This is a genomic window from Kribbella sp. NPDC051936 (genome assembly GCF_040680955.1).
In the GTDB taxonomy this organism is placed as follows: Bacteria; Actinomycetota; Actinomycetes; order Propionibacteriales; family Kribbellaceae; genus Kribbella.
On record NZ_JBFAXS010000003.1, the window covers coordinates 547,211 to 560,313 of the forward strand.

Annotated in this window: 13 protein-coding genes; 8 read left to right on the forward strand and 5 right to left on the reverse strand. The window is 68.7% G+C overall.

Features of this window, described 5'->3' with window-relative positions:
• Positions 1–89 precede the first annotated feature (89 nt).
• Positions 90–1,418 (forward strand): hemolysin family protein, encoded by a 1,329-nt coding sequence (locus AB0L64_RS12875; protein WP_355696226.1) that lies wholly within the window; start codon positions 90–92, stop codon positions 1,416–1,418.
• On the opposite strand, the gene AB0L64_RS12880 is transcribed toward AB0L64_RS12875, so the two are convergent.
• The 4 genes from AB0L64_RS12880 to AB0L64_RS12895 form a co-directional block, all read right to left on the reverse strand.
• Positions 1,360–2,622: an MFS transporter gene (locus AB0L64_RS12880; RefSeq protein ID WP_363710307.1), complete on the reverse strand. Its 1,263-nt coding sequence runs from the start codon at positions 2,620–2,622 to the stop codon at positions 1,360–1,362. The genes AB0L64_RS12875 and AB0L64_RS12880 overlap by 59 nt on opposite strands.
• Positions 2,619–3,218: a helix-turn-helix domain-containing protein gene (locus AB0L64_RS12885; RefSeq protein WP_363710308.1), complete on the reverse strand. Its 600-nt coding sequence runs from the start codon at positions 3,216–3,218 to the stop codon at positions 2,619–2,621. Before AB0L64_RS12885 ends, AB0L64_RS12880 begins: the two co-directional genes overlap by 4 nt.
• Positions 3,219–3,279: 61 nt before the next feature.
• A complete protein-coding gene (locus AB0L64_RS12890; RefSeq protein ID WP_363710309.1) occupies positions 3,280–4,428 on the reverse strand; it encodes a protein kinase in 1,149 nt (382 codons plus the stop codon).
• Between the two features lie 33 nt (positions 4,429–4,461).
• Complete coding sequence (locus AB0L64_RS12895) at positions 4,462–5,304, reverse strand: alpha/beta hydrolase (protein ID WP_363710310.1); 843 nt, start codon at positions 5,302–5,304, stop codon at positions 4,462–4,464.
• Between the two features lie 94 nt (positions 5,305–5,398).
• On the opposite strand from AB0L64_RS12895, the gene AB0L64_RS12900 reads away from it, so the two are divergent.
• Positions 5,399–5,782: a YciI family protein gene (locus AB0L64_RS12900; protein WP_363710311.1), complete on the forward strand. Its 384-nt coding sequence runs from the start codon at positions 5,399–5,401 to the stop codon at positions 5,780–5,782.
• A 78-nt stretch (positions 5,783–5,860) separates the two neighbouring features.
• On the opposite strand, the gene AB0L64_RS12905 is transcribed toward AB0L64_RS12900, so the two are convergent.
• Complete coding sequence (locus AB0L64_RS12905; protein WP_363710312.1) at positions 5,861–6,901, reverse strand: BadF/BadG/BcrA/BcrD ATPase family protein; 1,041 nt, start codon at positions 6,899–6,901, stop codon at positions 5,861–5,863.
• A gap of 209 nt (positions 6,902–7,110) precedes the next feature.
• On the opposite strand from AB0L64_RS12905, the gene AB0L64_RS12910 reads away from it, so the two are divergent.
• From AB0L64_RS12910 to AB0L64_RS12935, 6 genes are all read left to right on the forward strand, one after another.
• Positions 7,111–7,893 carry an SIS domain-containing protein gene (locus AB0L64_RS12910; RefSeq protein WP_363710313.1) on the forward strand — a complete coding sequence of 261 codons (783 nt, stop codon included), beginning with the start codon at positions 7,111–7,113 and terminating at the stop codon, positions 7,891–7,893.
• A gap of 23 nt (positions 7,894–7,916) precedes the next feature.
• Entirely contained in the window at positions 7,917–9,335 is a 1,419-nt protein-coding gene (gene ngcE / locus AB0L64_RS12915) for an N-acetylglucosamine/diacetylchitobiose ABC transporter substrate-binding protein (protein WP_363710314.1), read from the forward strand.
• The gene (locus AB0L64_RS12920; protein ID WP_363710315.1) at positions 9,332–10,333 is read left to right on the forward strand and encodes a sugar ABC transporter permease; all 1,002 of its coding nucleotides are present in this window, start codon (positions 9,332–9,334) and stop codon (positions 10,331–10,333) included. Before ngcE (AB0L64_RS12915) ends, AB0L64_RS12920 begins: the two co-directional genes overlap by 4 nt.
• Positions 10,330–11,226 carry a carbohydrate ABC transporter permease gene (locus tag AB0L64_RS12925; RefSeq protein WP_363710316.1) on the forward strand — a complete coding sequence of 299 codons (897 nt, stop codon included), beginning with the start codon at positions 10,330–10,332 and terminating at the stop codon, positions 11,224–11,226. The genes AB0L64_RS12920 and AB0L64_RS12925 overlap by 4 nt, the downstream gene beginning before the upstream one ends.
• A 13-nt stretch (positions 11,227–11,239) precedes the next feature.
• Positions 11,240–12,583, forward strand: coding sequence for an N-acetylglucosamine/diacetylchitobiose ABC transporter substrate-binding protein (gene ngcE / locus AB0L64_RS12930; RefSeq protein WP_363710317.1), 1,344 nt, complete (start codon positions 11,240–11,242; stop codon positions 12,581–12,583).
• Positions 12,584–12,696: 113 nt separating this feature from the next.
• Positions 12,697–13,101, forward strand: coding sequence for a hypothetical protein (locus AB0L64_RS12935; RefSeq protein ID WP_363710318.1), 405 nt, complete (start codon positions 12,697–12,699; stop codon positions 13,099–13,101).
• Positions 13,102–13,103 lie beyond the last annotated feature (2 nt).

Here is a 13,103-nt window from a genome sequence, read left to right on the forward strand (position 1 = left end):
CTGCCCACCGCTAGAGTTGGTAGATGGACGACTACGCCCAACGCCCGCCCTCTCGACTGTCGACGAGAGGGCGCTAGGAAAACCCACCCATGAACGACACCCTGCTCAACATCGTCCTGATCCTGGTCTTCGTGCTGATCGGCGGGGTCTTCGCCGCGGCCGAGATGGCCCTGGTCTCGCTCCGCGAAAGCCAGCTCAAGGCGCTCTCGCACCGCGGCCGGCGCGGCGAGATCGTCGCGAAGGTGGCCGCCAACCCGAACCGGTTCCTGTCCGCCGTGCAGATCGGCGTGACCCTGATGGGCTTCCTGTCGGCCGCCTTCGGCGGCGCGACGCTCGCCGACGGCCTCTCACCGAAGCTGCAGCAGCTCGGCCTGCCCGAGTCGGTGTCCGACACGGTCGCGCTGGTGCTGATCACGATCCTGATCTCGTACGTGTCGATCGTGCTGGGCGAGCTGGCCGCCAAACGCCTGGCGCTGCAGCGGGCGGAAGGATTCGCGCTCGCCCTCGGCCCGCTGGTGGACCGGATCGCGTCCGGCGCGCGGCCGGTGATCTGGCTGCTGTCGAAGTCGACCGACCTGGTGGTCCGCGCGCTCGGCGGCGACCCGAACGCGAACCGTGAGGTGATGACCGACGAGGAGTTGCGCGACCTGGTCTCGGCGCACGAGTCGCTCGGCGAGGAGGAGCGCAAGATCGTCGACGACGTCTTCGAGGCCGGCAGCCGGCAGTTGCGCGAGCTGATGCTGCCGCGCACCGAGGTCGACTTCGTCGACGCGGAGATGCCGGCGTACAAGGCGGTCAAGTTCGCCGCCGAGCGGCCGCACTCGCGGTACCCGGTGATGAACGGCTCGGCCGACGACATCGTCGGGTTCGTGCACGTCCGGGACCTGTTCGACCCGGCGGTCGCGACCCGTTCGGTGCGGGTCGGCGACCTGGCACGCGAGGTCCTGATGCTGCCGGACACCGCGAAGCTGCTGCCGACCCTGACCGAGATGCGCCGCCGCAGCACCCATCTGGCGATCGTGCTCGACGAGTACGGCGGCACCGCCGGCATCGTCACGCTCGAGGACCTGGTCGAGGAACTGATCGGCGACATCAAGGACGAGTACGACGAGGAGGCGGCCGAGACCACCCGGCTGCGCAGCGGCGACATCGAGGTCGACGGCCTGCTGAACCTCGACGACTTCGCCGACGCCACCGCGATCGAGCTCCCCGACGGCCCGTACGAGACCGTCGGCGGCTTCCTCGCCGCCCGGCTCGGGAAGGTCCCGTCCACCGGCGACGAGGTCGCGTTCGAGACCCACACCCTGACCGTGACCGAGATGGACGGCCGCCGGGTCGCGCGGGTCCGGCTGCACCGGGTCAAGCCGGCTGAGGAAGAACAGCTTCCGGCCGCGGCGCCAGCATCCGCCGCCGACTGAGGACGACGAGCCCGCCGGCGACGTACCCGAGGCCCTGGACGACGAGGACCGGGATGATGCCGACGGCGTCGCCGAGGAAGCCGGCCGCGGCGATCCCGATCAGGACCGCGACGCTCTCGGCGGCGCCGACCGCGCCGAAGATCCGGCCGCGGGTGCCGTCGACGGTGAGGTTCTGGAAAACCGTCATCATGCCGGCGATGGTGAGCGCGCCGGGCAGGCCGACGACGATCATGCAGGCGAACGCGGGGATCACACTGCTGGACACCAGCGGGTAGAGGAACAGTGCGGTGTCGATCAGGCCGAAGGCGAGCGCGCCGATGCCCCACAGGGTCGCCGCCGGCCACCGCGATCCGATCGCGGCGGCGACCAGGCCGCCGATGATCCCGCCGATCGCCTGCGACGACACGATCAGTCCGTACACCTTCCCGTCGCCGCCGACCTCGGCACTGACGAACGGCGCGAACAGTGTGCTCATGACGCCCTCGCCGACCCCCGTGACCAGGCAGAACACGAAGACCAGCCGCATCGCAGGCCCCGCGACACAGAGCCGCAGCCCCTCGGTCCACTCTTCCTTGAGCCGCTTGATCGCCCCACCCGCGGTCTCCTCCGTCGTCTCGGGCCGCTGCTGCCGATGCCGCATCGCGGCGACCAGGCCGACCGCGATCAGGAACGTCGCGGCGTCCCCGAGCGCCAGTAACGTCAGCCCGCCGGCGGCCGCCAGCACACCGCCGAGCGCGGCGCCGATCAGCCGGGCGAGATCGCGGATCTGGCTGTTCAGCGCGTTCGCGGTCACGAGCTGCTCGGAGTTCACCAGGACCGGGACCAGCGACTGCTCGGCCGGCGTGAAGAACTGCTGCAGACAGCTCTGCGCGAGCACGACGCCGTACACGATCCAGATCGTGCTCGCGTCGTGGACGGCGACCAGCGGGATCAGCACGAGCGCATTCAGCACGTTCGTCACGATCATCGTGGTCCGCTGGTTCCAGCGGTCGACGAAGACGCCGGCCAGCGAGCCGAGCAGGACGGCCGGGAGGAACGACGCCAGCAGCAGGCCGCCGGACGCGAGCGTCGAGCCGGTCAGCACGTACACCTGGAACGCGAGTCCGGTGCGCAGCAGCCAGTCGCCGATCAGCGAGATCAGGCCCGCGCCGAGCATCAGCCGGTAGTCGCGCTGCCGCGCGAGGACGCCCCACAAGTCCTTCATCGCTCCTCCTGCTCCGGTGAGATGGTGAGGATCTGGGTCAACGAGACGTGCCGGCTGCCCGGCGGGCGGGTGGACTTGTCGTCGATGGGCCGCGCGTCGACCCAGCGCTGCAGCAGCGCGTCGATCTGACCGACAAGTTCGGCGAGCTCCTCGCCGGTCAGGTAGATCCCGGTCTGGCCGATGCCGGAGTTGTCGCGCCACACCGGGTCCTCGTGCAGCCGTTGCTGCTGCCACTTCGCCAGGTCGTCGAGGGCGCGCTCGGCCATCAGCTGCTCGAGGACCTCGGCGGCCGCGGCGCCCTCGGGTGTCCGCATCGCGTCCCGCCAGGACTGCGACGTCGAGACCAGGCGCCACGGCCGCTCGCGGTTGTCCTTGCCCGGAGCCGGCTCGACGAAGTCGTACTTCGCCAGCTGCCGCAGGTGATGGGATGCCAGCGCCTGGCTGATCCCGAGATGCCGCGCGGCCTCCGCCGCGGTCATCGGTCCCTCACGCCCCAGCAGCGACCGCAGGTCGAGCCGGACGGGATGTGCCATCGCCCGGATCGCCAGCGGGTCACTCAGCAGCCGCGTCCGCCGCGGATCCTTTTCCAAAGACATGCTTGGAATATGCGACAGGCGTGATCCGATGTCAAGGCATTGCTTGGAATGTCAGTGCTTGTCAGCGTTTACCCGTTTTGCCCGGCTTCGGTTTGTGCTTGCCCGAAGGCTGCTTGGCGGCGGGTTGCGACGTCGTGTGGGTCCGGGCCGTCGGCCGTGCCGAGGTCGCGGGCGGTGTTCTGGTGATTACCTTCGTGGCCGTCGCGGCCGGCGTCGTGACCATCGTGGGTGACGGAGCCGTCGGCTGTGGCGTGCGGGAAGGAGCGACATCCGTCGGCGCCGGCGGCGTACCGGCGCTCTGGCTGGTGAGTACCCCGGCGATCACCGCTGCCAGGAGCGCGATCAGCGCGGCCAGGCCAACGAAAACCGCCCGCCGGTTCCGGCGTAGCGGTGGGGGAGGGAGCTCGGCCGTCGTCGCGTTCCGCGGGTCGACGAAGGCCCAGGAAGCAACCTCGTCGCAGGTCGGACGCTCCGCGGGCTCCTTGGCCAGCATCCGGTGGATCAGGTCTGCGACCGGTGCCGGAACCTCCTCGGGCACGGTCGGCGTGGCTTGGACGTGCTGGGAGAGGATCACGGTCGGGTTCTCGCCATCGAACGGCGGACGCCCGGTGAGCAGCTGGTACAGCACACAGCCGAGGGCGTACACGTCGGTGGCGGGCGTGGCCGGCTGTCCCAGGGCCCGCTCGGGGGCGAGATAGAGGCTGGTGCCGAGGATCAGGCCCGACGACGCCGGCGTGATGGTTCCGCCGGGCGAGTGCGCGATGCCGAAGTCGGCGATCTTCACCGAGCCGTCGACGTCGATCAGCAGGTTGTCCGGCTTGATGTCGCGGTGCACGATGCCGTGCCGGTGCGCGGCCGCCAGCCCGCGGGCCACCTGCTGGACGATGCTGACAGCGCGGTCCGGGGGGAGCGGACCGTGCAGCGCGAGTTCGTGCGCGACACTGCGGCCCTCAAGCAGCTCCATGACCAGGTAGTACTCGCCGTTGGAGTGGCCGAAGTCGTAGACCGCGACGACGTGCGGATCCCGCACCATGGCGGCCGCCCGGGCCTCGCGCCGGAACCGTGCCGCGGCGAACGGATCGCGCAGATCCGGCCGGAGGAGCTTCACCGCGACCGGGCGACCCAGGATTTCGTCGCACCCGCGATAGACCTCGCCCATCCCACCATGGCCGAGAATCTCGGACGTGCGATAGCGCTCCGCAAGCAGCACGTCCGTCCGGTACCCCGGTGACACCCTGACGATTCAGCCAGTTCGGTCCCGAATCCATTCCAGGGCGGGTTCGGCCCGGCTGAGGATCGAGATGTGGCCGAGGTCCTGGTGGATTTCGAGGGTGGCGGCCGGGAGCCGGCCGGCCAGCCAGCGGGCGTGGGCGCACGGGATGATGCCGTCGGCGGTGCCGTGGACAAGGAGTGCCGGAGCGGTGACCGCACTCGGCGCACAGCCCCACGGGTGGGTGTACGAGCAGTCGTCGTCGATCAGGCCGTCCGGGCCGCCGGGCATCGACTGCTCGCCGGCGATCGAGCCGAGCCAGCCCCACGGGCCGTCGAACATGGCCAGGTCGGACGGTGTGAACTCCGGGTCGTACTCGGCGCCGGAGTTCTCGTGCCGTACCTTCGCGTCCCGGCCCGCGGCGGCGGCCTGCAGCGATGCGCGGCCGGACGCGACCATGCCGTCGTACCAGTCGAGGCCTTCGGCGTCGTACGGCGCGATCGCGGCGAAGGTCGCGACCGCCTCGACCCGGTCGCCGAGCACCGCGGCGGCGCCCAGTGCGTACGAGCCGCCACCCGAGTAGCCCATCAGGGCGCAGGTGCCGACGCCGAGCGTGTCCAGCAGCGCGGTCAGGTCGGCGGCGACCGACGCCATCGTGCGATGCGGCGCAGCGGTCGAACCGCCGTACCCCGGCCGGTCGAACGAGATCCACCGGATGTCGAGCCGGTCGCCCGCCTCGAACAGCGGCGCCGGCGGGGTCCCCAGGTTCGGTGTGCCGTGATGCCAGACCACGGCCAGGCGCGCGTCGTCGCCGGGGGCGCTGTCGTAACCGTGCAGGACCCGCCCGTCGGCCGTCCGGAAGTCGATCTCCTCCATGCCCGTCACCCTAAAGTGCCGAAATGTCGAGTCCGGCCGGTTACCTCCGACCTCTGCTGCGAAGATCCGACAACTGCCCGAAAGGACACCGGTCATGAAGTACCTGCTGATGATCCACAGCAACCCGATCACCTGGGGACACCCGTCGTTCCTGCACACCGAGGCCGGCAAGGCGCTGCCGAAGAAGGCCCGCGACGCGCTCGCCGCCCAGCTCGACAACCTGCTGAAGGAACTCGATGCCAGCGGTGAACTGATCACGGCCGTCCCGCTCGACCCGCCGTCGAAGACCCGCGTGGTCCGCGTCCGCGAGGGCGTCCGCGCCACCACCGACGGCCCCTACTCCGAGGCGAAAGAACAGCTGGCCGGCGTCTTCCTCATCGACGTGGCCTCCCAGTCCCGCGCCGAGGAGGTAGCCGCCACCATCCCCGAGGCCGAGTTCTTCGCGGTGGAGGTCCGCCCGGTGTCAGTTTTCGACTGATCCCGCGAAGCTGAGACCTGCAGTGGTGGGCTGGGACCTGTTGTGCCAGGTCTCCGCCCACCACAAGTGGTCTCAGGTTCAGTGTGAAACCAGGCGGGTGTGGTTGGCGGGGGTGGGGAGGGCTGGGTCGAGGGCGCCCAGGGCCAGCCAGGTGGCGCCGCCTACACCGTCGCGGGCGGTCAGGACTTCGCCGGCAAAATGCTGCCGGATGAGTTGTCCGACGGGTGAAGATTCACCCGCGACACTGCCCGCGAGCACCATCGGGCCCTTGTCCGACGTTGTCTTCAGCCGGGCGGCCGTTTCTGTGAGCAGTTCGGCTGCGCGTTTCACCAAGGCCCGCGCAGTCTCGTCGTCCTGTGCGTACGCCGCGATCACCGCCGGCGCGAGCTCGGCAAGCAGAACGGGTGGACGACTGTTCACCGTCCTCACCAGATCGTCACGCAACGCGTCGTATCCTTCACGCTGTGCAGCTGCATTCTCGTCCCGATCGGGCAGGATCGCCTGTACGACGGCCTGCCCGAGCGCCCCGAGCGGCTCGCGCAGATCGAGTGCTTGGAGCACGCTGCGGACCGCCTCGCGACCGAGCCAGAAACCGGAGCCGTCGTCGCCGAGCAGCCAGCCGTGCCCGCCCGCGGTGCGCACGAGCTGGTGATTGCGCACCAGACCGGCATTGCTGCCGGTGCCCGCGATCAGCACGGTGCCGTCCGGTTCCGGCGTACCAGAGGCGAAAGCGACCTCGAGATCGCCGATGTAGTCGGGGGCAACGATCAGGCCCGCGCCCGTCCAGGCCGCCTCGAACTGGGCCGCCACGTCCGGTCGTGCGAGCGCCACGCCGCCGGCCATGCCGACGACGGCCGCCTGGACGGCCGTCGGGTCCAGTCCGGCCAGCGCGGCGTGAAGCGCCTGCCCGAAGTTGGCCGCCGCGCTTGCGGGGTGACTGGTCGGATTCCCTCCCGCTGCGGCGCCGCGACCGATTACGTTGCCCTCAGAGTCCGCGATCACGATCCGGGTGGACGTACCGCCGAGGTCGCCGCCGAGGACCAGCGGTCCGGCAGGTAGCAGGACCACCTGGTCGACAGGTGCGGCGTCAGCGTCCGGCAGCGGGCGTTCGACCGACATACGCGATGCTCCAAACTGCTCGAAAGAGCTTATAAGTAAGCACAAGGAAACAAGGTTACGCAACGGTCCCGATCTGGGGAGATCACACGAATGAGCCTTGACTTTAGCTGCGAGTTGAGAAAAGTTCTGTCCAGCAAACCGCAAACTTGCGCATTTGTCGGCACCTGGAGTGTCGCTGCGAGCACAGTAGTCGAGGGGTGGGCCCGCTGATGGCCAGCGATAACACGGGGGAGACGAGCGGCGTGAGCGCGCAGGCTTATGTTCAAACCCTGATGCCGATCATGGCTGCAGTCACCACACAGATCGACGGCCCGATCCAGCGGGCGGCCGACCTGATGACCACGTCGCTGCGCGCGAACGGCGTCATCCAGGCGTTCGGCTCCGGCCACTCCGAGGCGCTGGCGATGGAGATCGCCGGCCGGGCCGGCGGACTGATCGCCACCAACCGGATCGCGTTGCGCGATCTCGTGCTGCTCGGCGGCGAGCCGACCGAGCTGCTGCGCAGTGCGGAGCTCGAGCGCGACCCGCAGTACTCCCGGAGGCTCTACGAGCTGTCCGCCGCCCGCGAGGGCGATCTGTTCGTCATCGCCTCGAACTCCGGTGTGAACGGCTCGATCGTCGAGCTCGCGAGTGTGGTCAAGGAGAAGGGCCACCCGCTGATCGCGATCACCTCGCTGCAGCACACCGGCGGTATGGAGTCGCGGCACCCGTCCGGCAAGAAGCTGATCGACTTCGCCGACGTGGTCCTCGACAACCACGCGCCGTACGGCGACTCCGTCCTCGACCTGCCCGACGGTGCGGGCAAGGTGTGTGCGGTGTCGTCCATCACCGCCGCGCTGATCGCGCAGCTGCTGGTCGCGGAGGTGCTGCGCCGGATGACGGACGCGGGCGAGACGCCGCCGGTGTACCTGTCTGCGAACATCCCGGGCGGCGACGAGCACAACCACGCCCTTGAAGCACGGTACGCCGGTCGTATCCGGCGCACTGCCTGAATCATCACTCGGAAGGCGGCAACATGACCACTCCCAACAACCTCTCGCGGCGGCTGTTCCTGCAGCGCGCGGCGGTCGGCACGTTGATGGCGACCGGCGGCAGCACGCTGCTGGCGGCCTGTGCCGGCAGTGGCAGCGACGACAGCGGTTCCGGCAGTGGCGGTGCCGACAAGACCGCGGACAACCCGTTCGGCATGGCCGACAAGGCGACCGTCGACGCGGTCATCTTCAACGGCGGTTACGGCTACGACTACGTGACGTTCGCGGCCAACATCGCGCAGAAGAAGTGGGCGGGCTCGACGTTCAAGGTGGCTCCGTCCACCCAGATCGCCCAGCAGCTGCAGCCGCGCTTCGTCGGCGGCAACCCGCCGGACCTGATCGACAACTCCGGCGCGAACCAGATCGGCTTCAACACGATCCTGGACCAGCTGTCGACGCTCGACGACGTCTTCGAGGCCAACAACTACGAGGGCACGAAGATCGCCGACACCCTGTACCCGGGCGCCAAGAACCCCGGCACCTTCGACAACAAGTTCGTCGCGATGAACTACGTGCTGACCCTCTACGGCATCTGGTACTCCGACAGCCTGTTCAAGGAGAACGGCTGGGAGCCGCCGAAGACGTACGACGCGCTGCTCGACCTCGGCGCCAAGGCCAAGGCGAAGGGCAAGTACCTGTTCGTCTGGGGCAAGGAAGCCGCCACCTACTACCACACGATGGCCGTCGACGGCGCGATCAAGGAGGGTGGCGACGAGGTCCGGCTGGCGCTGGAGAACCTCAAGGAGAACTGCTGGTCGATGCCGCAGATCCAGGGCATCTTCAAGGCCCTGGAGACGATGGTCAAGAACGGGTACTTCGTCCCCGGTGGCGCCGGTACCCAGTTCACCGCCGCGCAGGCGAAGTGGAGCAACGACCAGCAGGCCATCCTCTACCCCTCGGGCTCGTGGATCGAGAACGAGATGAAGAAGGCCACCAAGGCGGGCTTCAACATGAAGGGCGTGCCGGAGCCGGTGCTCTCCGACAGCCCGAAGCTGCCGTACGAGTCGCTGCGCAGCGCGGCCGGCGAGCCGTTCATCGTCCCGTCGAAGGGCAAGAACGTTGCCGGCGGCAAGGAGCTGCTGCGGGCCATGCTGTCCAAGGAAGCGGCAACCAACTTCGCCAAGACCCGGCTGGCGCCGACGATCGTCAAGGGCCTGGTTCCCGCGGACGGCTTCGGTTCGACCGCGCTGCAGTCGCAGACCGCGATGCTGGACGCGGCCGGCACCAACGTCTTCGACTACCAGTTCGTCGGCCTGTACGGCATGAACACCGACAACCTCGTGGTCTGGAACTCGTTCCTGTCCGGCCAGATCGACGCGGCCGGCCTGACGAAGGGCCTGCAGCAGATCACCGACAAGGTGCGCAACGACAGCTCCGTCAAGAAGATCCCGGTCACGAAGTGACCACCACGCAAGAAGCTGTGCCGGGTGACGGATCCCAGCGGTCCGTCACCCGGCGCCGCCGGCCGCTGACCTTCGATCGGGTCAGCTTCATGGTCGTGTTCCTCGGCCTGCCGCTGGCGGTTTTCGTGATCTTCGTCGTCTCGCCGTTCGTGCAGGCGCTGTACTACTCGCTGACCGACTGGTCCGGGTTCAGCGCGGGGCAGAACTTCGTCGGCTTCGACAACTACGTGAAGCTGTTCCACGACGACATCTTCCTGAAGGCGGTTCGCAACAACATCCTGCTCGCGATCGTGGTGCCGATCGTGACGATCGTGCTGGCGCTGACCCTGGCCACGCTGGTGACGATCGGCGGTTCGGGCACCGGGACCGTCCGCGGCTTGCGAAACTCCGGCTTCTACCGGATCGTCTCGTTCTTCCCGTACGTGATCCCGGCGATCGTGATCGGACTGATCTGGGCCCAGGTGTTCACGCCGGGCTCGGGCATCCTGGACGCGGTGCTGACGAAGATCGGGCTCGAGCAGTTCGAGAACTACGCGTGGCTCGGCGACGCGCGGACCGCGATGCCGGCCTCGATGTTCGTGATGATCTGGGGCTTCGTCGGCTTCTACATGGTGCTGTTCATCGCCGCCATCCGCGGCATCGACCCCGAGGTGTTCGAGGCGGCCCGGATCGACGGCGCCGGCCGGTTCCGGACCGCGGTGTCGCTGACGGTGCCGCTGATCCGGGACAACGTGCAGACGGCCTACATCTACCTCGGCATCGCCGCGCTCGACGCCTTCGTCTACATGCAGGCGCTGAACCCCGGCGGCGGGCCGCAGAACTCGACCCTCGTCATGCCCCAGCAGCTGTTCACCACTGCCTTCACCAAGGGGCAGTTCGGTTACTCGACGGCGATGGGCGTGGTTCTGGCCGCGGTGACGATGCTGTTCGCGCTCCTGGTCTTCGTGGTGAACGCGCTGACCGGCGGACGTGAGCGGAAAGTGAAGGTACGCCGATGACAACCACCGCCACCGACCGGACCGACGTCGTTGCCGGGGCCCGCCGCGCACCCCATCACGGGGCCCGCGAGGGCAGAGGCGTGGCGACGACCGCCCACGTCGCGCTGATCCTGTGGTCGCTGCTGGTGATCCTGCCGCTGCTGTGGACGCTGCTGTCCTCTTTCAAGTCGACGCAGGAGGTCCTGGGCAACCCGCTGGCGCTGCCGAGCAAGCTGCGCTTCGAGAACTACGCCAACGCCTGGACGACCGCCGGTATCGGCCGGTACTTCCTGAACACGGTGATCGTCGTGGGCTCCGCGCTGGTGCTGGTGATGATCCTCGGCGCCATGTGCGCGTACGTGCTGGCCAGGTTCACGTTCCCCGGCAACCGGCTGATCTACTACTCCATGCTGGCCGGGCTGACGTTCCCGGTCTTCCTGGCGATCGTGCCGCTGTTCTTCGTACTGAAGAACCTCGCTCTGCTCAACACTCTGCCCGGGTTGATCGCCACCTACGTCGCGTTCGCACTGCCGTTCACGGTCTTCTTCCTGCATGCCTTCTTCAAGGCGCTGCCGGGAGAGGTCTACGAGGCGGCGCAGATCGACGGCGCGGGTGAGTGGCGCTCGTTCTTCTCGGTGATGCTGCCGATGGCCCGGCCGGGGATGGCATCAGTCGCGATTTTCAACTTCCTCGGGTTGTGGAACCAGTTCCTGCTCCCGGTCGCGCTGAACACCGACTCGAAGAACTACGTGCTCTCGCAGGGCATGGCCTCGTTCGCGTCGCAAGCCGGCTACGCGGTGGACTTCGGCGCGCTGTTCGCGGCCGTGGTGATCACGGTGGCGCCGGTTCTGGTCGTCTACATCATCTTCCAGCGTCAACTGCAGGTCTCCGTCACCGCCGGAGGCGTGAAGTAGGTAGCCTGCCGGGATGCTGAAACGCCGGACACTACTGCAGGGAGCGCTGGCCGGCGCGGTCCTGAGCGGATGCTCCACGACACCGGTCGCCCCGCCGGTGTCGAAGGAGAACCCCTTCACCGTCGACGGGAAGGCTCCGGTCGACCTGGTCATCAGTGAGGAGTACGGCGGTTTCGCGGCGGCGGCGTACCGCAAGAAGTACGCCGCCGCCGTCGTCACGCCGAAGCTGACACCGCAGCTGTCCGGCCAGCTGCTGCCCCGGTTCGCCGCGGGCAACCCGCCCGACGTGGTGCTCAGCACCGGCGACGACGAGCTGGAGCTCGGCCGGCTGGTCAAGGAAGGCCAGCTGACCGGCCTGCAGCAGCTGCTGGACGCGCCGTCCTGGGACAACCCGAACGCGGCGGTCAAGGATCAGCTGCTGCCCGACATGCTGAACTTCGGCCGGTACGACGGGACCCAGCGCACCGTCAACTACATCGCGAGCGTCTACGGCATCTGGTACTCGGCCAGCCTGTTCCAGCGCAACGGCTGGGAGGTGCCGCGCACCTGGACGGATCTGCTCGCCCTCGGCGCCGACATGAAGGCCGCCAAGCTCGGACCGTTCATCTACGCCGGCACACATCCGTACTACCTGCTGGAGCTGGTGCTGACGCTGGCCGCCAAGACCGGCGGGCCGGAAGTCGTGAAGCGGATCGACAACCTCGAGGACGGCGCCTGGAAGGACGAGAGCGTCACCACGGCGATCGTCGCGGTCGGTGAGCTGGCCAAGCGCGGGCTGCTCGCGGCCGGGACCGCGGCGTACGACCACATCGGTTCGCAGAAGCGCTTCCTCGCCGGCAAGGCCGGGATGCTGCCGTGCGGCAACTGGCTCGAGAACGAGATGAAGGGCCTGATCCCGCAGGATTTCGCGCTGACCATGTTCGCCGTACCGCCGCTGGACTCGTCGCCGGCGCTGGCCAGCGGTGTGCACGTCGCGGCGACCGCGCCGTTCCTCGTACCGGAGAAGGCGCGGAACAAGGCCGGCGGGCTCGAGTACCTGCGGGCCCTGCTGTCGGCCGACGTCGCGGCGCAGGTCACCTCGGAGGCGAGCCAGCTCACCATCGTCCGGGGCGCGGCCGACGGGCTCGAGATGGGGACGGCGCTCCGCTCGGCCCGGGACCTGCTGTCCGCGGCCGGCGACCAGCTGATCATCTGGTACTTCGACGACTGGTACCCGCAGTTCGCGGACGCGGCCGCGACGGCCACCGGGCAGTTCATGGCCGGCGGCCTGCAGCAGTCGGAGTGGACCGCGCGGATCCAGGCAGCGGCCGACAAGCTCAAACAGGACTCCGGGGTCACGAAGTACCACCGGGACTGAGACCTGATCACCGGTTCGGCTCCGGAATCCCCGAACCTGAAGCTACGAACGGGTAAAACCCCATCGCCGTCAGGCGCTCCCCGCCGTACGCTCGGAGGAGGGGAGGGAGTGCGATGGAGTGGCTGGCGGTCGTGGTTCTGTTCTTGACGCTGTGCGTCCTGCTGAGCCTGCTGCTGCCGCATCCACCGCCGTCGCGGTGGCGGCGCGGTCTCCAGCGGCGTACGGCGCGTCTGACCGCGCGGCTGCACCGGCATCGGGACCCCGAGCCGGACCCGTTCGACACGCTCCGCCTGCAGACCCGCCTGGGGCATCTGTCCACCAAGATCCGCAGCATCGAGTCCACGCCGCACATGTACGCCCGTGCGCACAAGTTGATGGCGCTGGAGGCGGCGTACGACGACCTCCTCGACGAGGCCTGCCGACTTGCGGGCTGCCCGGGGGAGGCTGAGATGAAACGCTCCGAGGAGAAACGCTGGCACGAGGAGCAGGAACTCGCCGCCCGCGGCTGGTCCTGGTGACC